At 68.1% G+C, this 22,950-nt stretch carries 19 protein-coding genes; 9 read left to right on the top strand and 10 right to left on the bottom strand.

Going from position 1 to position 22,950, the window contains the following annotated elements; translation table 11 throughout:
• Positions 1–2 precede the first annotated feature (2 nt).
• The 3 genes from IB269_RS24645 to IB269_RS24635 all read right to left on the bottom strand — a co-directional run bounded on the left by IB269_RS24645 (position 3) and on the right by IB269_RS24635 (position 3,848).
• Positions 3–875, bottom strand: coding sequence for a branched-chain amino acid ABC transporter permease (locus IB269_RS24645; protein WP_047217555.1), 873 nt, complete (start codon positions 873–875; stop codon positions 3–5).
• 52 nt (positions 876–927) lie between these two features.
• A complete protein-coding gene (locus IB269_RS24640; protein ID WP_192368568.1) occupies positions 928–2,091 on the bottom strand; it encodes an ABC transporter substrate-binding protein in 1,164 nt (387 codons plus the stop codon).
• Between the two features lie 164 nt (positions 2,092–2,255).
• Positions 2,256–3,848 (bottom strand): benzoate-CoA ligase family protein, encoded by a 1,593-nt coding sequence (locus IB269_RS24635; protein ID WP_046238978.1) that lies wholly within the window; start codon positions 3,846–3,848, stop codon positions 2,256–2,258.
• A gap of 174 nt (positions 3,849–4,022) precedes the next feature.
• Between IB269_RS24635 and IB269_RS24630 the strand changes: the two genes are divergently transcribed.
• The 4 genes from IB269_RS24630 to boxA all read left to right on the top strand — a co-directional run bounded on the left by IB269_RS24630 (position 4,023) and on the right by boxA (position 9,626).
• The gene (locus tag IB269_RS24630) at positions 4,023–4,937 is read left to right on the top strand and encodes a helix-turn-helix transcriptional regulator (RefSeq protein WP_013799986.1); all 915 of its coding nucleotides are present in this window, start codon (positions 4,023–4,025) and stop codon (positions 4,935–4,937) included.
• A gap of 194 nt (positions 4,938–5,131) precedes the next feature.
• Complete coding sequence (gene boxC, locus IB269_RS24625; RefSeq protein WP_192368567.1) at positions 5,132–6,802, top strand: 2,3-epoxybenzoyl-CoA dihydrolase; 1,671 nt, start codon at positions 5,132–5,134, stop codon at positions 6,800–6,802.
• 38 nt (positions 6,803–6,840) lie between these two features.
• Positions 6,841–8,268 carry a benzoyl-CoA 2,3-epoxidase subunit BoxB gene (boxB, locus tag IB269_RS24620; protein WP_047217550.1) on the top strand — a complete coding sequence of 476 codons (1,428 nt, stop codon included), beginning with the start codon at positions 6,841–6,843 and terminating at the stop codon, positions 8,266–8,268.
• Between the two features lie 26 nt (positions 8,269–8,294).
• Positions 8,295–9,626 (top strand): benzoyl-CoA 2,3-epoxidase subunit BoxA, encoded by a 1,332-nt coding sequence (boxA, locus tag IB269_RS24615; protein WP_192368566.1) that lies wholly within the window; start codon positions 8,295–8,297, stop codon positions 9,624–9,626.
• A gap of 141 nt (positions 9,627–9,767) precedes the next feature.
• Here boxA and IB269_RS24610 read toward each other — a convergent pair whose 3' ends face one another.
• The gene (locus IB269_RS24610) at positions 9,768–10,535 is read right to left on the bottom strand and encodes an aspartate/glutamate racemase family protein (RefSeq protein WP_065345025.1); all 768 of its coding nucleotides are present in this window, start codon (positions 10,533–10,535) and stop codon (positions 9,768–9,770) included.
• A gap of 14 nt (positions 10,536–10,549) precedes the next feature.
• Positions 10,550–11,431, bottom strand: coding sequence for an amino acid ABC transporter substrate-binding protein (locus tag IB269_RS24605; RefSeq protein WP_016447309.1), 882 nt, complete (start codon positions 11,429–11,431; stop codon positions 10,550–10,552).
• A 222-nt stretch (positions 11,432–11,653) separates the two neighbouring features.
• Here IB269_RS24605 and IB269_RS24600 point away from each other — a divergent pair, with 222 nt between their 5' ends.
• Positions 11,654–12,883 carry a D-amino acid dehydrogenase gene (locus tag IB269_RS24600; protein ID WP_192368668.1) on the top strand — a complete coding sequence of 410 codons (1,230 nt, stop codon included), beginning with the start codon at positions 11,654–11,656 and terminating at the stop codon, positions 12,881–12,883.
• 12 nt (positions 12,884–12,895) lie between these two features.
• On the opposite strand, the gene IB269_RS24595 is transcribed toward IB269_RS24600, so the two are convergent.
• On the bottom strand, positions 12,896–13,801 hold the full coding sequence (locus IB269_RS24595) for a LysR substrate-binding domain-containing protein (RefSeq protein WP_192368565.1): 906 nt from the start codon (positions 13,799–13,801) through the stop codon (positions 12,896–12,898).
• Positions 13,802–13,854: 53 nt separating this feature from the next.
• Positions 13,855–14,427 carry a cob(I)yrinic acid a,c-diamide adenosyltransferase gene (locus tag IB269_RS24590; protein WP_013799980.1) on the bottom strand — a complete coding sequence of 191 codons (573 nt, stop codon included), beginning with the start codon at positions 14,425–14,427 and terminating at the stop codon, positions 13,855–13,857.
• Positions 14,428–14,608: 181 nt separating this feature from the next.
• On the opposite strand from IB269_RS24590, the gene IB269_RS24585 reads away from it, so the two are divergent.
• Together IB269_RS24585 and IB269_RS24580 are read left to right on the top strand one after the other, a co-directional pair.
• Complete coding sequence (locus IB269_RS24585; RefSeq protein ID WP_180318455.1) at positions 14,609–14,968, top strand: EF-hand domain-containing protein; 360 nt, start codon at positions 14,609–14,611, stop codon at positions 14,966–14,968.
• An 82-nt stretch (positions 14,969–15,050) separates the two neighbouring features.
• Positions 15,051–16,475: an FAD-binding oxidoreductase gene (locus tag IB269_RS24580; RefSeq protein ID WP_192368564.1), complete on the top strand. Its 1,425-nt coding sequence runs from the start codon at positions 15,051–15,053 to the stop codon at positions 16,473–16,475.
• Here IB269_RS24580 and IB269_RS24575 read toward each other — a convergent pair.
• Complete coding sequence (locus IB269_RS24575) at positions 16,465–17,370, bottom strand: LysR family transcriptional regulator (protein ID WP_071953945.1); 906 nt, start codon at positions 17,368–17,370, stop codon at positions 16,465–16,467. The genes IB269_RS24580 and IB269_RS24575 overlap by 11 nt on opposite strands.
• 126 nt (positions 17,371–17,496) lie before the next feature.
• Between IB269_RS24575 and IB269_RS24570 the strand changes: the two genes are divergently transcribed.
• On the top strand, positions 17,497–18,705 hold the full coding sequence (locus tag IB269_RS24570) for a CaiB/BaiF CoA transferase family protein (protein WP_013799976.1): 1,209 nt from the start codon (positions 17,497–17,499) through the stop codon (positions 18,703–18,705).
• A 71-nt stretch (positions 18,706–18,776) separates the two neighbouring features.
• Complete coding sequence (locus tag IB269_RS24565; protein WP_046987901.1) at positions 18,777–19,778, top strand: Bug family tripartite tricarboxylate transporter substrate binding protein; 1,002 nt, start codon at positions 18,777–18,779, stop codon at positions 19,776–19,778.
• A 448-nt stretch (positions 19,779–20,226) separates the two neighbouring features.
• Here IB269_RS24565 and IB269_RS24560 read toward each other — a convergent pair whose 3' ends face one another.
• Together IB269_RS24560 and IB269_RS24555 are read right to left on the bottom strand one after the other, a co-directional pair.
• On the bottom strand, positions 20,227–21,516 hold the full coding sequence (locus tag IB269_RS24560; protein ID WP_012202000.1) for a M20/M25/M40 family metallo-hydrolase: 1,290 nt from the start codon (positions 21,514–21,516) through the stop codon (positions 20,227–20,229).
• Between the two features lie 157 nt (positions 21,517–21,673).
• On the bottom strand, positions 21,674–22,948 hold the full coding sequence (locus tag IB269_RS24555) for an MFS transporter (protein WP_043795639.1): 1,275 nt from the start codon (positions 22,946–22,948) through the stop codon (positions 21,674–21,676).
• Positions 22,949–22,950: the final 2 nt, after the last annotated feature.

Genomic DNA, 22,950 nt, shown 5'->3' with positions numbered 1-22,950 from the left:
GTTCAGCTCCTTTGCCCCAACAGGCCCTGTGGCCGCCACACCAGCACCACCGCCATCAGCAGGTAGACGCTCATGCCGCTGAGCTCCTGGAAGAACAGCTTGCCGAAGGTATCGACAAAGCCCACCAGCAGCGAGGCCAGCAGCGCGCCCGTGATCGAGCCGATCCCGCCGATCACCACCACCACGAAGCAGATGATGAGCACGTTGCCGCCCATGCCCGGATAGACCGAACTCATGGGCGCGGCGATCATGCCCGCCAGTGCCGCCAGCGCCACGCCGATGGCGAAGACGATGCGGTACAGGCGCTTCACGTCGATGCCCAGGCCGCGCACCATGTCGCGGTTGCTGGCGCCCGCGCGCACCATCATTCCCAGGCGCGTGCGGTTGACCACCCAGTACAGCGCCAGCGCCACCAGCAGGCACACGCCCGAGGCGAACAGCCGGTACCACGGATAGCTCATGAGCCCGCCCAGCGAGAAGCTGCCCGACAGCCAGCCGGGCAGCGGCACGCCATGCACGTCATTGCCCGCCAGCAGCGAGCGCAGCTCCTCGAACACCAGGATCAGCCCGAAGGTCATCAGCACCTGCTGCAGGTGCTCGCGCTCGTAGAGGTAGCTGAAGAAGGCCCACTCCAGCGCATAGCCCAGCACCACGGTCAGCGCCACGCCGGCCAGCAGCATGGTGATGAAGTGCTGGCCCAGCAGCGGGGACAGCGCAAAGGCCATGTAGGCGCCGATCATGTAGAAGCTGCCATGGGCCAGGTTGATCACGCCCATGATCCCGAAGATCAGCGTCAGGCCCGAGGCCAGCAGGAACAGCAGCAGCCCGTACTGGACGGCGTTCAGGCACTGCACGAGAAAGGTGGCAAGGTCCATGGCGATGTCCGTATGCGTCCGTATGCGTCCGTATATGAGTGCGCCCCGCGCCTCACATGCGGCAGCCGCGGCCCGTATCGCCCAGGGCCTTGATGGCCACGCCCATGCGCTGGTTCTCCTTGCCCACGACCTTGCGCAGGTACATGTCCTGCACGGGGTTGTGCGACTTGCTGATGGCGAAGTCGCCGCGCGGGCTGGGGATGGTGGCCTTCTCGAGGGCCTGGCGGAACTCGGCCTTCTTCGCGATGTCGCCGCCCGCCGCCTTCAGGCCCACGCCCAGCATCTGGGCGGCGTCGTAGCCCTGCACGGCATACACATCGGGCATCAGCTTGTAGGCCTGGGCATAGGCGGAGCGAAAGCGCCGGTCGCGCTCCGTGCCCAGCTCGTCGGCGTAGTGCAGCGTGGTCAGCACGCCCTGGGCGGCCTCGCCCTGGGCCTCCAGCGTGCCGTCGGTCAGAAAGCCCGAGCCGTACAGCGGGATGGTCTTGTGCAGGCCGGCCGCGTGGTAGTCCTTGACGAACTTGACGGCGCCCGCGCCCGCGAAGAAGGCAAACACCGCATCGGGCCTGGCCGCCGCGATCTCGGTCAGCAGGGCCTGGAACTCCACGTTGGGAAAGGGCACGGTGAGCTGCTTGCTGACCTTGCCGCCCTCCTTCTCGAAGCCTTCCTTGAAGGCATTGGTCATCTCCTCGCCGGCCGCATATTTCCAGGTGATGGTCATGGCGGTTTTCCTGCCTTCCTGCCTGGCCGCCACCACGCCCATGGGATAGGAGGACTGCCAGTTGGAGAAGGACGAGCGGAAGATGTTGGGCGCGCACATGGCGCCCGTGACCGCATCGGCGCCCGCATTGGGCACGATGAGCACGGTGCCGCTTTCCTTGGCCGCGCGCGCCATGGCCATGGCCACGCCCGAATGCACGGTGCCCACCAGCACATCGACCTTGTCGCGCTTGATCAGGCGGTTGACGTTGTCCGTGGCCTTGGCCGGATCGGACTCGTCATCGACCTTGAAGAACTCGATCTCGCGCCCGCCCAGCCTGCCGCCCTGCTCGTTCACGAACATGCGAAAGCCGTTCTCTATGGCCGAGCCCAGCGCCGCATAGGTGCCGCTGTAGGGCAGCATGAAGCCGACCTTGATCCTGTCCTGCGCATATGCGCCGCAGGACAGGGAGGCCGTCAGGGCGAGGACGGCCCAGTGTTTGCGATCGGTGTTCATGCGTGTCTCCTTGTGGTGGATGGGTCTTGCTTTGCGGGTCTTGCTCACACAATTCATTTCGGTTCTCCATGGCACTGCCACGCCCCTTGAAACTGGCGCGTCCCAAAGCGAGGGACACCGAGGAAGGGCCGCCCCGCACCGAGGGTGTCGTCCCCCTCCCTCGCTCAGCGAGTAGAGAGGGGGAAGCCGCGTAGCGGCTCAGGGGGTGTACTGGCTTCGCGCTCTCGGAGCCTGAAACGCTGGATCTTTCCGGTGGCGGTCTTGGGAAGTTCGTCCACGAATTCGATGAAGCGCGGGTACTTGTAGGCGGCCAGGCGCTGCTTCACGAAGGCCTTGAGTTCGGCCTCGGTGGCGCTGCAGCCGTCCTTGAGCACGACGAAGGACTTGGTCTTGAGCAGGCCGTCGGCGTCGGTCTTGCCGATCACGGCGGCCTCCAGCACGGCCGGGTGCTGCATCAGCGTGGCCTCGACCTCGAAGGGCGAGACATAGATGCCGCTGACCTTGAGCATGTCGTCGCTGCGCCCGGCATAGGTGTAGTAGCCATCGGCGTCGCGCACGTACTTGTCGCCGCTCTTGAGCCAGCCGCCCTGGAAGGTCTCGCGCGTTTTGTCGCGGTTGCCCCAGTACATGAGGGCGGCGCTGGGGCCCTGGATGAACAGGTCGCCCACCTCGCCATCGGCCACGGGGCGGCCGTCCTCGCCGCGCAGCTCCACGCGGTAGCCGTCCACGGGCTTGCCCGTGGTGCCGTAGCGGATGTCGCCGGGCCGGTTGGACAGGAAGATGTGCAGCATCTCGGTGGAGCCGATGCCGTCCACGATGTCGGCGCCGAAATGCGCCTTGAAGCGCTGGGCGATCTCGGCCGGCAGCGCCTCGCCGGCCGAGGAGCACATGCGCAGGCTGACCTGCTCGCGCGCGGGCAGCAGCGGCGAGGCCAGCATGCCCGCAAAGCCCGTGGGCGCGCCGAAGAACACCGTGGGCCGGTGCTGCACCCAGCGCGCGAAGGTGGCCTCGGGCGTGGGCCGCTCGGCCATCAGCAGCACGGTGGCGCCCACGCTCAGCGGAAAGCTCAGGGCATTGCCCAGGCCGTAGGCGAAGTAGAGCTTGGCGGCGGAAAAGCAGATATCGCCCTCGCCCAGGCCCAGCACCGGGCCGCCATAGAGTTCGGCCGTCCAGTACGGATTGGCATGCGTGTGGACGGCGCCCTTGGGCTTGCCCGTGGAGCCGGAGGAATACAGCCAGAAGCCCGGGTCATCGCCCAGCGTGGGCGCCGGTGCGGGCAGCGGCGGCTGCGCCGCCAGCCAGGGCTGCAGGGGCGCAAAGCCTGCGGCGCGCGCCGCCGCTTCGTCGCCGGCCACCCAGACATGGCGCACCTCGTTGGGCGCCCGGTCCAGCGCCTGGCGCAGCAGGGGCAGCAGCGCATCGCAGGTCAGCACGGCCTGGGCGCGGCTGTGGCCCAGCATGTAGGCGTAGTCGTCGGCCGTGAGCAAGGTGTTCACCGCCACCGGCACCACGCCCGCATACAGCGCGCCCAGAAAGGCCACGGCCCATTCATGGCGGTCGTGCATGAGCAGCAGCACGCGCTCCTCGCGGTGGATGCCCGCCGCCAGCAGGCCGCTGGCCATGCGCTGCGCCTGTTGCTGCAGCTGGCCGTAGCTCAGCGTGCCGTGGTCGTCGATGTAGGCGATCTTGCCGGGCCGCCCCTCATTGAGCGCGAACAGGTGCGCGGCGAAATTGAAGGGCTGGGTGAAGTCGATCATCGGGGTCTCCTTCGACATCGGGCATCCGGCCCGACTTGTGATCTTCCGCACAACATGCAATATTGTGCGTGCATCAGAAAGATAGTTAGAACACCATCGAGCGTCAAGCACTATATTGCATGGCTGGTGTTAACCCCGACTGTTTATCATTCACGCCCTCTTCAAGGAAACTCTATGGACCAGTTCGAGACGGCAGCCCAGTCCGCCGGGGCGGCGGATTCCCTCTCAGAAGCCCCCAGGAACCAGGTGCTGCAGGCGCTGGGCGAGCGTGTGCGCAGCCTGCGCTCTCGCCGGGGCATGACGCGGCGCGCCCTGGCGGCGGCGGCCGATGTCTCGGAGCGCCACCTGGCCAACCTCGAATACGGCACGGGCAACGTGTCGGTGCTGGTCCTGCACCATATTGCACAGGCCCTGCAATGCTCCATGGCCGAGCTGCTGGGCGACGTGACCACCACCAGCGCCGAATGGCTGCTGATCCGCGAGCTGCTGGAAGGCCGCGATGAAGAGGATCTGCGCCGCGTGCGCCTGGCCGCAGGCGAGCTGCTGGGCACGGCGCCCAGCGACCGCCAGCGCCACACGCGCATCGCCCTGATCGGACTGCGCGGCGCGGGCAAGTCCACGCTGGGCCGCATGCTGGCCGAGCAGCTGGGCGTGCCCTTCCTCGAACTCAACCAGGAAATCGAGCGCATTGCGGGCTGCAGCGTGCGCGCCATCCACGACCTGTACGGTGCCAACGCCTACCGCCGCTACGAGCGCCGCGCGCTCGAGGAGGCCGTGCAGATCTACAGCGACGTGGTCATCGCCACGCCGGGCGGCATCGTCTCCGACCCGGCCACCTTCAACGAGCTGCTGTCGCACTGCACCACGGTCTGGCTCAAGGCCCAGCCCGAGGAGCACATGGCCCGCGTCGTGGCCCAGGGCGACACCCGCCCCATGGCCGCCAATCCCGAGGCCATGGACGATCTGCGCAGCATCCTCGAAGGCCGCGCCGGCTTCTACGCCAAGGCCGACCACGTGGTGGATACCAGCGGCCAGACGCTGGAGCAGAGCTTCGATCAGCTGAAGGCACTGTTCCTGCCCGCACGCTGAGACGGCGGCAGCAACCCACGGCATCCAGGCCCCAGGCCTGGATTTTTTTCGCCTGTACTGGCTGGTGTTTACCCTGGACATGGCCAAAACACGCACTATCGTGCGTGTTGCTGCGTGCATTTTCTGAATGAATCTGCATAATTGTGCCTGCACCGTATCTGCGACTGCACTATTTTTCATCCAAGAGGCCGTCCATGCACCCGTCCAGCCCCACTGTCGATTACCGCACCGAGCCCGCCCAGTACCGCCACTGGTCGTTCACCGTCGAGGGCGCCATCGCCCGCATGCAGCTGAACATCGCCGAGGACGGCGGCATACGGCCCGGCTACAAGCTCAAGCTCAACAGCTACGACCTGGGCGTGGACATCGAGCTGCACGATGCGCTCAACCGCATCCGCTTCGAGCATCCGCAGGTGCGCACCGTCATCGTCACCAGCGGGCGCGACCGCATCTTCTGCTCGGGCGCCAACATCTTCATGCTGGGTGTGTCCAGCCATGCCTGGAAGGTGAACTTCTGCAAGTTCACGAACGAGACGCGCAACGGCATCGAGGACAGTTCGCGCCACTCGGGCCTGAAGTTCCTGGCCGCCGTCAACGGGGCCTGCGCAGGCGGCGGCTACGAGCTGGCCCTGGCCTGCGACGACATCGTGCTGATCGACGACCGCTCCTCCTCCGTCTCCCTGCCCGAGGTGCCGCTGCTGGGCGTGCTGCCCGGCACGGGCGGCCTCACGCGCGTGACCGACAAGCGCCATGTGCGCCATGACCTGGCCGACATCTTCTGCACCAGCGTGGAAGGCGTGCGCGGACAGCGCGCGGTGGACTGGCGCCTGGTGGATGCCGTGGCCAAGCCCGCGCAGTTCGAGGCCGTGGTGGCCCAGCGCGCGCAGCGCCTGGCCGAGGGCAGCACGCGCCCCGCCAATGCGCAGGGCATCACGCTCACGCGCCTGGAGCGCGAGGCCACGGACGATGCGCTGCACTACCGCCATGTCAGCGTGCAGATCGACCGCGCGCGCCGCAGCGCCACGCTGACCGTGAAGGCGCCCACGCTTGGGCAAGGCCCGCAGCCGGCCACCCTCGAAGCCATCGAGCAGGCCGGCGACGCCTGGTGGCCGCTGGCCATGGGCCGCGAGCTGGACGACGCCATCCTGCACCTGCGCACCAATGAGCTGGACGTGGGCACCTGGCTGCTCAAGACCGAAGGCGATGCCGCCGCCGTGCTGGCCGCAGACGCAGCCCTGCTGGCCCACCAGGACCACTGGCTGGCGCGCGAGACGCTGGGCCTGCTGCGCCGCAGCTTTGCGCGGCTGGATGTGTCCTCGCGCACGCTGTTCGCGCTGATCGAGCCCGGCTCCTGCTTCGTGGGCATGCTGGCCGAGCTGGCATTCGCGGCCGACCGCGCCTACATGCTGGTGCTGCCCGATGACACCGAGCGCGCCCCGCGCATCCAGCTGGACGAATTCAATTTCGGCCTGCTGCCCCTGGTCAACGACCAGTCGCGCCTGCAGCGCCGCTTCTACGAGGAGGCCGCGCCGCTGGAGGCCGCGCGCGCCGCCACGGGCCGCGCGCTGGACGGCGATCAGGCCCTGGCCCTGGGGCTGGTCACGGCCGCGCCCGACGACATCGACTGGGACGACGAGATCCGCATCGCCATGGAAGAGCGCGCGGCCATGTCGCCCGATGCGCTCACGGGCCTGGAGGCCAACCTGCGCTTTGCCAGCCGCGAGAACATGGTCACGCGCATTTTCGGGCGCCTGTCGGCCTGGCAGAACTGGATCTTCAATCGCCCTAATGCCGTGGGCGACAAGGGCGCTCTCAAGCTCTACGGCACGGGCCAGAAGGCCGGCTTCGACTTCAGCCGCGTCTGACCGCAGGCACGCCCCGAAACATCCACGGAGACCCCACCATGAGCGCCATCAACTACAGCGAGAAGATCCCCAACAACGTCAACCTCGGCGAAGACCGCACCCTGCAGCGCGCGCTGGAGAGCTGGCAGCCCAACTTCCTGAACTGGTGGGGCGACGTGGGCCCCGAAGGCTCCACCGACTACGACGTCTACCTGCGCACCGCCATCAGCGTGGACCCCCAGGGCTGGGCCCAGTTCGGCCACGTGAAGATGCGTGACTACCGCTGGGGCATCTTCCTGAACCCGGCCGAGGCCGACCGCAAGGTGCACTTCGGCGACCACGCGGGCGAGAAGGCCTGGCAGGACGTGCCCGGCGAGCACCGCGCCAACCTGCGCCGCATCATCGTCACCCAGGGCGATACCGAGCCCGCCTCGGTGGAGCAGCAGCGCCACCTGGGCCTGACCGCGCCGTCCATGTACGACCTGCGCAACCTGTTCCAGGTCAACGTGGAGGAAGGCCGCCACCTGTGGGCCATGGTCTACCTGCTGCACAAGCACTTCGGCCGCGACGGCCGCGAGGAGGCCGAGGCCCTGCTGGAGCGCCAGTCGGGCGACGAGAACAACCCGCGCATCCTGGGCGCCTTCAACGAGAAGACGCCCGACTGGCTGTCCTTCTTCATGTTCACCTACTTCACCGACCGCGACGGCAAATTCCAGCTGGCCGCGCTGGCCGAAAGCGCCTTCGACCCGCTGGCGCGCACCACCAAGTTCATGCTGACCGAGGAGGCCCACCACATGTTCGTGGGCGAGTCCGGCGTCTCGCGCGTGCTGCAGCGCACCTGCCAGGTCATGAACGAGCTGCGCACCGACGACGTGGGCCGCCTGCGCGCGGCCGGCGTGATCGACCTGCCCACGCTGCAGCGCTACCTGAACTTCCACTACAGCGTGACCATCGACCTGTTCGGCGCCGACCAGTCCAGCAATGCCGCCACCTTCTACAGCAGCGGCCTCAAGGGCCGCTACGAGGAAGGCAAGCGCGCGGACGACCACCGCCTGCACGACCAGCACTACAAGGTGCTGGAAGTGGTGGACGGCAGGCTGCAGGAAAAGGAAGTACCCATGCTCAACGCGCTCAACGAGGTGCTGCGCGACGACTACATCAAGGACTCCAACGCGGGCGTGGGCCGCTGGAACAAGGTCATGGAAAAGGCCGGCATCGACTTCCGCCTCACCGTGCCGCACAAGGCCTTCAACCGCCAGATCGGCGCGCTGGCCGGCGTGCGCATGAGCCCCGACGGCCGCGTGGTCAGCGAGCAGGAATGGCGCATGCGCGAGGCCGAATGGCTGCCCACGGACGCCGACCGCGCCTTTGTCGCCTCGCTCATGGGCCGCTGCGTGGAGCCGGGCCAGTTCGCGGGCTGGATCGCGCCGCCGGTCATGGGCATCAACCGCCAGCCCGTGGATTTCGAATACGTGCGCTTCAACTGAAGCGCCGCGCCAGCAGGGAGTCGCCCATGACAGTCGCCTTGGTAGAACACGGCATCCTCACGCAGCACCTGATCGACCCGGAGATCTGCATACGCTGTAACACCTGCGAGGCCACCTGCCCCGTGGGCGCCATCACGCACGATGACCGCAACTACGTGGTCCTGGCCGAGCAGTGCAACGGCTGCATGGACTGCGTCTCGCCCTGCCCCACGGGCGCCATCGACAACTGGCGCAAGGTGCCGCTGGCAAGCGCCTATCCCGTGGCCGAGCAGCTGCTCTGGGACGAGCTGCCCGAGGAGCTGCCGCCTGAGGCGCTGGTCCAGGCACGGGCCCAGGCACAGGACACAGGGGACGCACCTGCCGCCGAGGACCTGAGCCAGGCCCAGGCCGTGATCGCGGCGGCCGCCACGCGCGGTGCGGATGCGGCCCGGCCCGATGACCAGGCCGATACCCAGGTGTTGCGCAGCGCCAGCTACGGCGCCACCGTGCCGCCCTGGTCGGCCGCCCATCCGTACACCAACCTGCATGGCCCCAGGAGCCCCGTCACGGCCACCGTGGTCGGCAACCTCAACTGCACGGAGGCGGGCTTCGACAGCGAGACCCACCACATCGTGCTGGACTTCGGCAGCCAGCCGTTCCCCGTGCTCGAAGGCCAGTCCATCGCCGTCATCGCGCCCGGCACCGATGCCCAGGGCCGCCCGCATGTGGCGCGCCAGTACTCGGTGGCCAGTGCGCGCAATGGCGAGCGGCCCGGCTACAACAACCTGGCGCTGACCGTGAAACGCGTCACCCAGGACCACCAGGGCCGCCCTGTGCGCGGCGTGGCCAGCAACTACCTGTGCGACGCACGCATCGGCGACAGGGTCCAGGTCATAGGCCCGTTCGGCCAGTCGTTCCTGATGCCCAACCATCCCCGCTCGCACATCGTGATGATCTGCACGGGCACGGGCAGCGCCCCCATGCGCGCCATGACCGAATGGCGCAGGCGGCTGCGCAAGAGCGGCAGGTTCGAGGGCGGCAAGCTCATGCTGTTCTTCGGCGCACGCACGCCGCAGGAGCTGCCCTACTTCGGCCCGCTGCAAAGCCTGCCACGCGACTTCATCGACAACAACCTGGCCTTCTCGCGCGTGGCCGGCCAGCCCCGGCGCTACGTGCAGGACCTGCTGCGCGAACGTGCGGCCGACCTGGCGGCCCTGCTGCGCGACGACAACGCGCACTTCTACGTCTGCGGGCTCAAGAGCATGGAGGAAGGCGTGGTGCTGGCACTGCGCGACGTGGCGCAGCAATCGGGCCTGGACTGGGAGCAGGTCGGCGCGCGCCTCAAGCGCGAAGGCCGACTGCATCTGGAGACTTATTGAAACACCCCCTGAGTCGCTTCGCGCCTTCCCCCTGAAGGGGGACGACACCCTCGGTGCGGGGCGGCCCTTCCTCGGTGTCCCTGAGTTGAGCCGCGCCAGGTTCCTAGGCAGTTATTGAATGGCGCGCAACACCTTGAAAAACTAATGCGCTGGAGCTCGGACCTGTCCATAGGCATCGCCGGCCAGGGCCTGGGCCAGTATCCAGGCAGGGTCCACCAGCTCGGCACCGCGCGCCAGCGGCGACTGCGGCAGGGCCAGCGGGATCTCGGTGCAGCCCATGATCACGGGCACATCGCCATGGCGCTGCAGCAGCGGGGCCAGCACCTCGCCGAAGCAGCGCGCGGCCAGGTCCATGTCGCCCTGCTTGACGCCGTCGTAGATGCCCTGCATGAGCCGCGCGCGGCCCTGTGCATCGGGCTGCAGCGCGGTAATGCCGCACTCGGCCAGTGCCGCGTCGTACAGGCCGCTGTCATAGGTGCCCTGCGTGGCCAGCACGATGGCCTGCTGCGCGCCGCCGGCCTGCAGGTGCAGGGCGGCCTGGCGCGCGATGTGCAGCACATGCAGCTGCGGAAAAAGCGCCTGCAGCTGCCCATGCCAGGCATGGGCCGTGTTGCAGGCCAGGGCCACGCTGCGCACGCCCAGCGCCGCCATGCGGCCCACGCCCTGCAGCAGGTGCTGGGCCGGCCCCGTGGGCGACTGCGGGTCCGCGCGCAGCGCGGCGCTGCGGTCGGGCATGGGCAGCTGCACCAGCCAGTGCTCGGGATAGGCCTGGTCATGCACGGGCAGGCCCTGCTGCTGCAGGTGCGCCGTGCAGGCCTGCACGAACAGGCGCACGAAATCCGCGCCTGCGGCCGGACCCATGCCCCCGAGAATGCCCACCGCGCGCGGGGGCTGAAGCTGCTGCTGCATGCTGCGATCCGAAATCAAAAAGCGGGTTTGTCGCTGAGGTCCTGCAGGTTTTTCTGCAATTGCTCGCTCATCGGCAAGCCCAGGGCCACGTTCCTCGGGGCAATGGGCTGCATGAACCACTTGTCATACAGCCTGGCGAACGCGCCCGACTTCATCATGTCGCCGATCACTCCATCGACCAGCTGCTTGAACTGGGCATCGTCCTTGCGCAGCATGCAGGCATAGGGCTCGACCTGCAGCGAGTCGGCCACCACCTCGAAGTCGCCGGGGTTCTTGGCCGTGGGGATCAGGCCGAAGAGCAGGATGTCGTCCATGCCGAAGGCCGCGGCGCGGTCGTTCTCCACCAGCAGGAAGCCGTCCGCATGGTCCTTGGCCATGACGATGTTCATGCCCCAGGCCTTGTCGGCATTGGCCTTGCGCAGCACCTGCAGGTTGGTGGTTCCCGTGGTGATGGCCACGGTCTTGTCCTTGAGGTCGGCGTAGTTTTTGATGCCCGAGCTCTTCTTCACCAGCAGCCGCGTGCCCGTGTAGAAATGGTTGATGGCAAAGGCCACCTCCTTGCCGCGCACCGTGTTGTTGGTGGTCGAGCCGCATTCCAGGTCGATGGTGCCGTTGGCCAGCAGCGGCATGCGGTTCTGCGAGGTCACGGCCTGCCACTGCACCTTCAGATCAGGCCGGTTCACCGCCTTCTTCACGGCCTCGGCCACGGCCTGGGACATCTCCACCGTCATGCCGATCGGCTTGCCGTTGTCCAGGTAGCTGAAGGGCACGGAGGACTCGCGGTAGGCCAGCGTGATGCGGCCGCTGTCGCGCACCTTGGCCAGCGTGTCGGCATGGGCCGCAGCCAGGCCGCCCAGGGCCAGGGCCGCGCACAGCGCGGTGGTGTGAAGTTGCATGCGTGTCTCCTCGTCTTTGGTGGATGTGCGGCCAGTGTAGGAAGGGCGGCGGCCTTTGCGGAATGACAATATCGGGCCGGTCCATGCCCGCCGGTTATGGGCTGGCCGCCTGCCCGCAGCAGCAGCCCCCGGCCATAACCTGCGTGCATGGCCCGTGTGCCAAATGCCATGGCCCGGCCTGCCGCGCGCGGCCTACAGTGCGGCTGCATGGAGAAACGATCAATGCATGTCTGCATCGTGGGCGCCGGCATCGTCGGCCTGGCAACGGCCTGGGCGCTGCAGCGGGCCGGCCATCGCATCACCGTGCTGGACCGCGCACCGGGCCCCGCCCAGGGCGCCAGCGGCGGCAATGGCGCGCAGCTGAGCTATTCCTACGTGCAGCCGCTGGCCGATCCCGGCATCTGGAAGATGCTGCCCCGCCTGCTGCTGCAAAAGGATTCGCCGCTGGCCTTCCGCCTGCGCGCCGACCCCGCGCAATGGGCCTGGGGACTGCGCTTCCTGGGCGCCTGCAATGCCCATGCCTCGGCCGAAGGCACGCGCGCCCTGCTGGCCCTGGCCGCCGAAAGCCGCCAGGCCTTCGAGTCGCTCCAGGCCGACGAGGCACTGGCCTGCGACCTGCACACGCCGGGCAAGCTGGTGCTCTACCCCACCCAGCAGGCGCTGGATGCCGCCGCGCAGCAGGTGGCACTGCAAGCGGGCCTGGGCGGCGCGCCGCAGCGCATCGTCAACGCCGCCGAAGTGGCGCGCATCGAACCCGCGCTCGCCCGCTACGCGCAACGTATTGCAGGCGCCGTACATACGCCCAGCGAGGCCGCCGCCGACTGCCGCCTGCTGTGCGAGCAACTGGCCGCCCGGCTCACCGCACGCGGCGCCGAACTGCGCTACGGCGTGGAGCTGCAGGGCTTCGAGCGCGAAGGCGACGCCATCACCGGCCTGCGCACCGCCGCAGGCCCGCTGCCGCTGCGCGCCGACCACTACGTGCTGGCCAGCGGCTGGGAAAGCGCGGTCCACGCGCGCCAGCTGGGCCTGCGCATTCCCGTCTATCCGCTCAAGGGCTACAGCATCACCGCCGATGCCGCCGCGCAGCTGCCGCACGCCGCGCCCCGGGTCAGCGTCACCGACACCGCACGCAAGGTCGTCTTCGCACGCATCGGCGAACGCCTGCGCGTGGCCGGCATGGTGGAGATCGTGGGCCGGGACACGCGCACCGACCCGCGCCGCATCGCCAGCCTGCGCCGCTCCACGCAGGAGGTCTTCGCCGACCTGCCGCTGGACGGCAACCTCCACCCCTGGACCGGCATGCGACCCGCCACACCCACCGGCCTGCCCCTCACCGGCCGCCAGCGCGGCGGTCCGCGCAACCTGTGGCTGCAGACGGGGCACGGCGCGCTGGGGCTGACGCTGGCGTTCGGGTCGGCGCAGAGGCTGGTGGGGCAGATGGAGCAGGCCTGAAACCCGCAGGCCTCAACCAGCCAGCAACTCGCGCAAGGCTTTGCGCATTTCCTCGGTCATTGCCCGCGCCAGCACCGACCCCGGCCGCTGGGGCAGGCTGAGTGCATTCACACCCACCGTGATACGCGGCAGCAGGGGAACGACATGGACCTTGCGGCGGTCGGCGGCCAGGGCGGTGCAGCCGTCCATGATGGCGGCGCCCAGGCCGTACTCGGCCATGGACAGGGCTGCGTGGTAGGTCTGCACGGTGACCACGGGCGACAGGCCCACGCCGTGCTCGCGGCAGGCCTGGCCCAGGCGCATGCCCAGCGGGTCGCGCGCATCGAGAGCGACCACGGGCAGCTCGGCCAGGTCCTTGAGCTCCATCCCGTCTTCGCGCACGCGCGAGGGCGGCAGCAGGCCCTTGGGCAGCACGCAGAACATGTCCACCTCGGCCAGCAGTTCATGCTCCAGCGCGGGCTGGCCCACGGAGCTGATGACGAAGCCCACGTCGGCCTCCTGCAGCAGCAGGGCCGAGACCACCTGCGGGGTGTGCAGCGCCTGCACATGGACCTGTACCTGGGGGTGGCGGCGCCGAAATCCGGCCACGGCGCGCGGCAGCATCTCGCGGCTGAGCGCGAAGACGGTGAGCACGGTGAGCCGGTCCGCGGCCTGGCCATGGCGCAGGTTGTCGGCCAGGCGCTGGACCTCGTCGAGCTGCTCGAACAGCTTCTCGATGTGGGGGAACAGCGCCAGCGCCTCATTAGTCGGCGTGAGCCGGCCGCGTGCGCGCTGGAACAGCGCAAAGCCCAACTGCAGCTCCGCGTGCTGCAGGGTGCGGCTGACGGCCGGCTGGGTGATGTTGATCAGCCGTGCGGCAGCGCTGACGCTGCCGGTCTGCATGACGGCATTGAAGACCTCGATGTGGCGCAGGCGCATGGGCCGTCCTAAACGCGGGATTGGCGCGGGATTAGCGCAGGTTCAGCGCGGGTTCACTCTTCGGCGGACTGCGCGCGGGCCATCCGCTCGCTCTTCCAGTAGACGTCGTCGCCGCCATCCATGCGGTTGAGCACGCGCGCCAGCACGAACAGCAGGTCCGACAGGCGGTTCAGGTACTGGCGCGGCGCGGGCCGCATGGCCTCGCCCTGCTCCAGCGCCACCACCATGCGCTCGGCGCGGCGTGCCACCGTGCGGCAGACATGGGCCTGGGCCGCGGCGCGGCTGCCGGCCGGCAGGATGAATTCCTGCAGCCGGGGCAGCTGCGCGTTGTAGTGGGCCAGCGCTTCATCGAGCTGCAGCAGCGCATCGTCCTTGAGCAGTTCATAGCCGGGAATGGACAGCTCGCCACCGAGGTTGAACAGCTGGTGCTGCACATCGACCAGCAGCTCGCGCACGTCGTCGGGCAGGGCCTCGCACAGCAGCAGGCCGATGTGGGAATTGAGCTCGTCCACATCGCCCATGGCGTGCGGGCGGCCGCTGTTCTTGGAGACGCGCGTGTTGTCGCCCAGGCCCGTGCTGCCATCGTCTCCGGTGCGCGTGGCGATCTGTGTCAAACGGTTGCCCATGGGGGTTCTCCTTGGCGGTGCGGGGGTGGAAAGCCGGACCCGTAACGGCCCAACACCCAATTGTGCGTTACAGGCGGCACGCAAATGTTGTAGCAGGCAACAGCCGGCAAAAGTGCTGGCCCTGCTGCGCTGCAACAGGTGGAATGCAGTCATGTTCCACGTTCGACAAGGAGTTCGACACATGACCTCTCAACTGCGCAAAGTCTCTGGTTTTGAAATCCGCAGCGTGATGTTGTTCGCGGCCATTTCGCTGGGCAGCGTCACTGCCATGGCGCAGGCTCCGTCCACGGCACCGCAGCCGACGTTTGGCGCCGGCTCGGCAGCAGGCGTGCAATCTGCGCCAGCACCCGCAGCACCAGCGGGCGGCGCCAACGAGGTGCAAGCCGCATTCGACCGCGCCGACACCAACCGGGACGGCAAGCTGAGCAAGAAGGAGGCCGAGGCCCTGCCCGCCGTGAGCAGCAATTTCGCCCAGATCGATGCCGACAAGAACGGATCGCTGTCGCGCGATGAATTCAGCAAGGCGGTCCAGCCGCGCTGACACCCGGATGCCTGGCGGCTGACCCACACGGTTGGGTGGCAGGGCCGGTGGTATTCTTTCCAGTTCCCCCTGGAGAACACCGATGAACGCCCCTGTCGCCCCCGTCCGCCTGCAGCCTGACTTCGCTCAGCGCCCCATCCCCGAAGCCTTCCTCCAAGCCCTGGCCCAGCGTTTCGGCGCCCAGTGCTCCACGGCTTTGGCGGTGCGCGAACAGCACGGCCGCGACGAGGGCGCCATCCAGGCGCCCCCGCCTGCGGCCGTGGTCTTTGCCGAAAGCACGCAGGACGTGCAGGACGCGCTGAAGCTGGCCGACCAGCATGCCGTGCCGGTCATCCCCTACGGCGCGGGCTCCTCGCTCGAAGGCCATCTGCTGGCCGTCGAGGGCGGCATCAGCCTGGACCTGAGCCGCATGAACCGCATTCTCTCGGTCAACACCGAGGACCTGACGGTCACCGTGCAGCCCGGCATCACGCGCAAGCAGCTCAACGATGCCATCAAGGACACGGGCTTCTTCTTCCCCATCGATCCCGGCGCCGATGCCTCCATCGGCGGCATGACCGCCACGCGCGCCAGCGGCACCAATGCCGTGCGCTACGGCACCATGCGCGAGAACGTGCTGGCGCTGGAACTGGTCACGGCCAGCGGCGAGCTGATGTGCACCGGCACGCGCGCCAAGAAAAGCAGCGCGGGCTACGACCTCACGCGCCTGATCGTGGGCAGCGAAGGCACGCTGGGCGTGGTCACCGAGATCACGGTGCGCCTGTACCCGCTGCCCGAGGCCGTGAGCGCGGCCATCTGCTCCTTCCCCAGCATCGAGGCCGCCGTGCGCACGGTGATCCAGACCATCCAGATGGGCGTGCCGATCGCGCGCGTGGAGCTGGTGGACGTGAACTCGGTGCGCATGGTCAACGCCTACAGCAAGCTCACGCTGCGCGAGGAACCCATGCTGCTGATGGAGTTCCACGGCTCGCCCACGGGCGTGAAGGAGCAGGCCGAGATGGTGCAGGACATCGCAGGCGAGTTCGGCGGCAACGCCTTCGAATGGGCCGAGCGTCCCGAGGACCGCACGCGATTGTTCACGGCCCGCCACAACGCCTATTTCGCGGCTGTCTCCAGCCGCCCCGGCTGCCGCTGCATCACCACCGACGCCTGCGTGCCCATCAGCCGCCTGGCCGATGCGCTGCTCGACTCGGTGCGCGAGGCCGATGACAGCGGCATTCCCTACTTCCTCGTCGGCCACGTGGGCGACGGCAACTTCCACTTCGGCTACCTGATCGACCCGGACAACGAGGACGAGCGCTCGCGCGCCGAGCAGCTCAACCACCAGCTGGTGTCGCGCTCCATTGCGCTGGGCGGCACCTGCACGGGCGAGCACGGCGTGGGCATCCACAAGATGGATTTCCTGCGCGAGGAAGCCGGCGACGGCGCGGTGCAGATGATGCGCTCCATCAAGCAGGCGCTGGACCCGAAGAACATCCTGAACCCCGGCAAGATCTTCAGCCTCTGAGTCCCTCCGCCGCGGCCTTCTCGCGCAGGAAGTCGATCAGCGTGGTGATGGCCCGCGTCTGGTAGTGGGACGGCATGTACAGCAGGTATTGGCGCGTGGCCAGAAAGTCCAGGCTGCCCGGCGGCAGCGGCAGGCGCTCAAGCGCGCCGCTGGCCAGTTCGGCCGCCACCATGTAGCGCGGCACCACGGCCACGCCCAGGCCCTGCAGCACGGCATCGCGCAGGAAATGGAAGTTGGGCGACATCAGGCGCGGGCGTATGCGCAGCTCGGTGGGCCGGGCGCCGTTCATGCCCGCCGTGCGCAGCTTCTGGCCCGTGAGCGCCGAGGTGATCAGCGGCACGCGCTTGAGCGCCAGCAGCGAGTCGGGATGGCCATGCTGCGCCAGGAACTGCGGGGTGGCGCAGGCCTCGTAGAGCACATCGCCGAGCTTGCAGGCCACCAGGCTTTCGGGCGGCTCGGTCATCACGCGCACGGCGAAGTCCACCGCGCCCTGCATCAGGTCCTCGATGTCGTTGTCGAAGATCACCTCCAGCGTGATGCCCGGGTGCATGCGCATGAACTCCGTCAGCCAGCCCGACATCTGCAGCTGGCCGTAGCCGCTGGGCACGCTCAGCCGCACGGTGCCCTGCAGGCTCTGGCCCAGGCTGTCCACCGACTCGTCCGCCGCCATGGCTTCCTGGCGTATCGCGCGTCCATGCGCGTACAGGCGCAGGCCCAGCTCGGTGGGCTCGACCTGGCGCGTGGTGCGGCGCAGCAGCTGCTGGCCGATCTGGCGCTCGAACTGGTTGAGCCGGTGGCTGACGTTGGCACGGCTCATGCCCAGGCGCACGGCGGCGCGACTCAGGTTGCCGGCTTCGATGATGTCCACCAGCAGGGACAGTCCGCCCAGATCCATTGTCAAACCTCAGTACACACAATGTCCATTTTTTAGCACGATTGTCAAAGTCCATAAACGAATGAAGAATGCGGGCCTGCCCGGGCTCTGGCCCGTTGCGGTTTTCGTGGTTCGACAAGGTTTCGCATGAGTGCTCTCCCCTCTTCCCTGCCGCTGGACGGCGTGCGCGTCCTGGATCTTTCGCGCGTGCTGGCCGGCCCCATGTGCGCCATGGCGCTGGCCGACCTGGGCGCCGATGTCGTCAAGGTCGAGCACCCGGGCCGCGGCGACGACACGCGCGACTGGGGCGTGCGCGTGGGCCAGCGCAACACCTCCTACTTCAACAGCGCCAACCGCAACAAGCGCTCGGTCACGCTGGACCTGCAGGCCGAAGAGGGCCTGCGCATCGCACGCGAGCTGGCGGCGGACAGCGATGTGGTCATACAGAACTTCAAGGTCGGCGGCGCCGAGAAGCTGGGGCTGGGCTACGAGCAGCTGTCGCAGCTGAACCCGCGCCTGGTGTACTGCTCCATCTCGGGCTACTCGCGCAGCGGCCCCGAGGCCACGCGGCCCGGCTACGACCTGGTGGTGCAGGGCGAGTCCGGCATCATGGCCATGAACGGCGAGCAGGGCCAGGGCCCGCTGAAGTTCGGCGTGGCCGCCGTGGACATGTTCACGGGCATGTACTCGGCCCAGGCCATCCTGGCCGCGCTCTACGAGCGCGAGCGCAGCGGGCGCGGTCGCCATGTGCAGATGGCCCTGTACGACTGCGGCCTGATGATCACCAGCTACTACGGCATGGAGGCCCTGCTCAAGGCCGGCGACCCGCCCAAGTTCGGCAACGCCCATCCGTCCATCGTGCCCTACGGCGTGTTCGAGGCGGCCGACGGCCCGCTGGTCATCACCGTGGGCAACAACGGCCAGTTCCAGCGCTTTTGCACCGACGTCATCGCCAAGCCCGAGTGGGCCGCCGACGAACGCTTTGCCACCAATACCGCACGCTCGGCAAACCGCGATCTGCTGATGCCGCTGGTGCAGGCCGAGCTGCTGCGCTTCACGCGCGCCCAACTGCTCGAATGCCTGACGGCCGCGCAGATTCCCTGCGGCGAGGTGCTGGGCCTGTTCGAGGCCCTGAACTCGCAGCGCACGGCCGACGCCGGCCTGCTGCACCGCTTCGAGGACAGCGAGGCCGGCAGCCAGTCCGTGCTGGCCCCGCCCTATGCGCTGGACGGCCAGCGCCTGCCCGTGCGCCGCCCGCCGCCGCACCAGGGCGAACACACCGACGAGGTGCTGCAGCAGCGCCTGGGCCTGGACGAACAGGCCCGCGCCGCACTGCGCGCCAAAAACATCATCTGAGAGCGCGCAGACGTTCCCACCCAGACCGCTCCACGGCTCTCATTTCCACCCCTTCCCGCTTGAGGAGACATATGACTTCCACCCCCATCCAGGCCTCGCGCCGCCAGATCCTTTCCGCCGCCTGCGCCACCGCCATCGCCACGCTGGCCCCCGCCGCCCGGGCCCAGAGCCAGTGGCCCGACAAGCTGATCAAGCTGACCGTGGCCTTCCCGCCCGGCGGCCCCACCGACACGGCCGCGCGCATCGTCGCGCAGCGCCTGACCGAGCGCCTGGGCCAGACCATCGTCATCGACAACCGCCCCGGCGCCTCGGGCTCGGTGGGCACGGCGGCCTTCATCAAGTCGCAGCCCGACGGCTACTCGCTGTCCATGTTCGGCATGCCCGCGCTGCTGGCGCCCATGCTGTTCAACAACAACCTGTACGACGTGCGCAAGGACTTCCTGCCCGTGGCCACGGTCTATGACCTGCCCATGGCCATCGTCATCAACCCGCGCGAGCTGCCGGACGTGACCAACCTGCAGCAGCTGATCGAGCATGCCAAGAAGGCCAAGCCCGCGCTGAACTACACCAGCTCGGGCACGGGCAGCTTCGGCCACCTGTCCATGGAGCAGCTCAAGGACCTGGGCGGCTTCGACATGCAGCACGTGCCGTATCGCGGCAGCGCGCCGGCCGTGACCGACCTGATCGGCGGCCAGATCGCCGTGATGTTCGCCGACGTGGTCGCCGCCCTGCCCCACATCCAGGCCGGCAAGCTGCGCGCCATTGCCGTCAGCTCGCAAAAGGCCAAGCAGCTGCTGCCGAACGTGAAGTCGGTGGCCGAGCAGGGCTTCCCCGGCTTCGACGCCGACACCTGGGGCGGCCTGATCGCCCCGCTGAACACGCCTCCCGCCGTGGTCCAGCGCCTGAACCAGGAGCTCAAGCTCATCCTGGCCGAGCCCGAGCTGCAAAAGAAGATGCTGGCCGCAGGCGCCATCGCCACCTACCAGGACGGCGCGGCCATGAAGGCGCGCCTGAATGCCGACTTCACGCGCTGGAGCAAGATCGCCAAGGACAAGAACATCTCTTCGCAGTAAAGAACACAGAGCGCCCCACGATGCGCCTTCAGGGCATGCCGCAAGGCATGCCCTTTTTTATGTCCACAAGGCTCGGCGCCCGCTGTTCACTCCCGTATGGCCGCGCCTGCGGCGTGGTGGTTGCGGGGTTGCAGTCCTGCCGAAGGACAGGACTGCTTCGTCATCTGACTCGCCGTGATTGTTTGAACGTAGCTCGCAGAGCGAAGTGAGTTTCACGGCGAACCCCGCAACCGCCACGACGCAGGTTGCCCCGCAGCGAAGCGAAGGGGTCGCGGACATTCGGGTCGCCTTCTTTGACCTGACCTTTCTTGGCGAAACAAGAAAGGGCAGTCGGCTGCCGGGCCGAAACCCGGCCTCGAAAAACAACCACCCGGCAGGGTCAGAAAAAGCGACTCAAGCCACCGTCTGGCTTTGGCTTAACGCAGGAGTGCAGCCTGATAGCCGACCCTTACTTGGAGAGATCCATGATCATGCGCGTGGCCAGGTACAGGCGCGGCACGATGGTGTTCAGCTGCACATACTCCGCATCATTGGAGTGCGCACCGTAGCCGCTCAGGCCAAAGCCCTCGATGACCGCACCCTTGGCCTTGAGCGCCGCAAACGCCGCGTCGGTGCCGCCGCCCGTGGCCTTTTCCATCACGCTCATCTTCAGGCCCAGCTCATCGCTGTAGATGGTCTGCGCCTGTTTGGCCAGGCTGCGCGAGGCCTCGTTGGCCTCCAGCGGCGGGCGACGCACCTCGAACTTGAGCTGCACCTTGCTGGCGTCCAGCAGCTTGTGGCCCACCTTGGCCTGCATGGCCTGCTCCAGCGCCGTGAAGTCGGCCACGCGCAGCGCGCGGGCGTCGGCCTGGGCCGTGGCCTCGGCGGGAATGACGTTGCGGTTGGTGCCGGCCTTGGCCACGGTCCAGTTGAGCTTGAGGCCGGTCTCGGGCTTGGACAGGTCCTTCATCTGCAGCAGCTGGTGCGACAGCTCGTACAGCGCGTTCACGCCGTCCTCGGGCTTGGCGCCCGCGTGCGAGGCCTTGCCCTCGACCTTGAGGTAGGCCGCGCCGATGCCGCTGGTGGCCAGGCGCACGCCGCCGTCGGTGCCGCCGCCTTCGAACGAGAAGACCGCATCCTGCTCGGCGCCCATGCGCGTGATGGTGCTGCGCGCGCCGGGCGAGCTGATTTCCTCGTCGCTGTTCATCAGCACGGTCAGCGTGCCGTAGTTGTCGAAGCCCAGCTGGCGCAGCATGGCCACGGTGTGCAGGATCAGGGCCACGCCCTGCTTGTCGTCGGCAATGCCCAGGCCGTAGGCGCGCTCGCCGTCGATGCGAAACGGCTGGTCCTTGAGCATGCCGCGCAGGTAGACCGTGTCCATGTGGGCGATCAGCATGATGCGGCTGGTACCCTTGCCCTTGAACTCGGCATGCACCATGGGGCCGATCTTCTCGGGCGTGTCACCCAGCCGGTAGACGTCGGTGGGCTGCAGGATCTCGACCTTGCCGCCCTGCTCGCGCAGCTTGCCGGCCACGTAGTTGGCGATCTGCTCCACGCCCTCCATGTCCTTGCTGCCCGACTCGATGTGCACCAGGTCGCGCAGCGTGTCCAGCAAGGGCTGCTGGTGCTTTTGCGCCAGCGCCTGGATATCGGCCTTGGGCGCAGCCAGGGCACTGCCGGACAGGCCGGCCATGGCAAGGGCCAGCGCCAGCGGGGCGCTGCGGAACATGAGGGAAAGCGGTGCGAAGGCGGAACGCATGGACAGGTCTCCTGTGTTGAAAAAGTTGTGCCTGCACGATAGCAGGCGCCGCGCAGGGCGCACGCAATTGCCGTGCCTGTTTTGTCCATCTCACTGCCCAAAGCAAAGGCCCCGCAAGCCTTGGCTTGCGGGGCCTTGTGGGGAGCGAGACCCGGGATCAGCCCGCGCTCAGCGCCATGCCGCCCTTCTTGCTCACGCCATCGCCCACGACCACGGCCGACACCACGCTCAGCACCAGGGCAATGGCCGATCCGTAGAACACGCCGTGGCTCATGCCGTGGTCCAGCATGTAGCCGAACACAGGGGCCGCCAGGCAAAAGCCCAGGTCCAGGCCCGAATACACCGTGCCGTAGACGCGGCCGGTGGCGCCGGGCGGGGCGGCGCGCTTGATCAGCATGTCGCGCGAGGGGCCGGCCAGGCCCGTTCCCAGGCCCGCGATGGAGGCCACGGCCACGGCCGCCATGGCCGGCAGCCAGCCCGTGCCGACCAGGAACAGCGCAACACCCGAGCCCAGCATGCAGATGGAGATCACCTTCTCCAGCCGCTGCACGCGGCCCACGAGGAAGCCGCCGGCCAGCATGCCTGCCGCGCCGCACAGCATGTAGCCCGTGACGATCAGCGCCGTCACGCTCAGCGGCAGTCCGTACATGGACTGCATGGCGGGGCTGGCAAAGCTCTGGATGGCGCTGAGCGCGCAGGTGCTCCAGAAGAAGAACGAGAAGCACAGCCAGACCGAGGGCAGCTTCAGGAAGGCCATGGGATGCTCCTGCGGCACGGCGGCCGCAGCGGCGCGCGCCGCGGGGGCCTGGGCATCGGCCGCACGGTCGTCCAGCGCCTCGCGGTTGAGCACCATGATGGTGAGGATGACGGCGGCCAGGGCCGCGCCGCACAGGCAGGCCAGGCGCCACGAGCCCGTGGCCGTGGTGATGCCCGCCATGAACAGCGGCGCCAGCGCCCAGCCGATATTGCCCGACAGGCCGTGCACCGAGAACGCATGGCCGATGCGCTTGGCCGACACGCGCTTGTTGAGGATGGTGAAGTCCACCGGGTGGAAGGGCGCATTGCCCAGGCCCGCGAAGAAGGCTGCCAGCAGCAGCATTCCATAGCCCTGTGCCAGGCTGGCGACCACGCCCGCCACGGTGAAGCTGCCCAGCGCCGCAAACAGAATGGGGCGCGCGCCAAAGCGGTCCACGGCAAAGCCGGCCATGGCCTGTCCCACACCGGAGACCACGAAGAACAGCGACACCATCACGCTGAGTTCGGCATAGCTGTAGCCGAACTCGGCGATCAGCCACGGGAACAGCGGCGGCAGCAGCAGGTGGAAGAAATGCGAGGAACCATGCGCCAGGCCGATCAGGCCGATGGTGCGCACATCGCTGCGCAGCGGGTCCGGAGCCACGGCGTCCGGCATGGAAGAAGAAGAGGCGGTCATGG

This window comes from Delftia sp. DLF01 (assembly GCF_014852125.1).
Classification (GTDB): Bacteria; Pseudomonadota; Gammaproteobacteria; order Burkholderiales; family Burkholderiaceae_C; genus Comamonas; species Comamonas acidovorans.
This window is presented reverse-complemented; position numbering and strand designations above follow the sequence as displayed.

Bases quoted from the DNA above. Each gene is read 5' to 3' on its own strand.
- IB269_RS24555 (WP_043795639.1), bottom strand. From the start codon at position 22,948: ATGACCGCCTCTTCTTCTTCCATGCCGGACGCCGTGGCTCCGGACCCG.
- IB269_RS24610 (WP_065345025.1), bottom strand. From the start codon at position 10,535: ATGCAGCAGCAGCTTCAGCCCCCGCGCGCGGTGGGCATTCTCGGGGGC.
- IB269_RS24575 (WP_071953945.1), bottom strand. From the start codon at position 17,370: ATGGATCTGGGCGGACTGTCCCTGCTGGTGGACATCATCGAAGCCGGC.
- boxB (WP_047217550.1), top strand. From the start codon at position 6,841: ATGAGCGCCATCAACTACAGCGAGAAGATCCCCAACAACGTCAACCTC.
- IB269_RS24565 (WP_046987901.1), top strand. From the start codon at position 18,777: ATGACTTCCACCCCCATCCAGGCCTCGCGCCGCCAGATCCTTTCCGCC.
- IB269_RS24580 (WP_192368564.1), top strand. From the start codon at position 15,051: ATGAACGCCCCTGTCGCCCCCGTCCGCCTGCAGCCTGACTTCGCTCAG.
- IB269_RS24630 (WP_013799986.1), top strand. From the start codon at position 4,023: ATGGACCAGTTCGAGACGGCAGCCCAGTCCGCCGGGGCGGCGGATTCC.
- IB269_RS24600 (WP_192368668.1), top strand. From the start codon at position 11,654: ATGCATGTCTGCATCGTGGGCGCCGGCATCGTCGGCCTGGCAACGGCC.
- boxA (WP_192368566.1), top strand. From the start codon at position 8,295: ATGACAGTCGCCTTGGTAGAACACGGCATCCTCACGCAGCACCTGATC.
- IB269_RS24570 (WP_013799976.1), top strand. From the start codon at position 17,497: ATGAGTGCTCTCCCCTCTTCCCTGCCGCTGGACGGCGTGCGCGTCCTG.
- IB269_RS24560 (WP_012202000.1), bottom strand. From the start codon at position 21,516: ATGCGTTCCGCCTTCGCACCGCTTTCCCTCATGTTCCGCAGCGCCCCG.
- IB269_RS24590 (WP_013799980.1), bottom strand. From the start codon at position 14,427: ATGGGCAACCGTTTGACACAGATCGCCACGCGCACCGGAGACGATGGC.
- IB269_RS24635 (WP_046238978.1), bottom strand. From the start codon at position 3,848: ATGATCGACTTCACCCAGCCCTTCAATTTCGCCGCGCACCTGTTCGCG.
- boxC (WP_192368567.1), top strand. From the start codon at position 5,132: ATGCACCCGTCCAGCCCCACTGTCGATTACCGCACCGAGCCCGCCCAG.
- IB269_RS24605 (WP_016447309.1), bottom strand. From the start codon at position 11,431: ATGCAACTTCACACCACCGCGCTGTGCGCGGCCCTGGCCCTGGGCGGC.
- IB269_RS24640 (WP_192368568.1), bottom strand. From the start codon at position 2,091: ATGAACACCGATCGCAAACACTGGGCCGTCCTCGCCCTGACGGCCTCC.
- IB269_RS24645 (WP_047217555.1), bottom strand. From the start codon at position 875: ATGGACCTTGCCACCTTTCTCGTGCAGTGCCTGAACGCCGTCCAGTAC.
- IB269_RS24595 (WP_192368565.1), bottom strand. From the start codon at position 13,801: ATGCGCCTGCGCCACATCGAGGTCTTCAATGCCGTCATGCAGACCGGC.
- IB269_RS24585 (WP_180318455.1), top strand. From the start codon at position 14,609: ATGACCTCTCAACTGCGCAAAGTCTCTGGTTTTGAAATCCGCAGCGTG.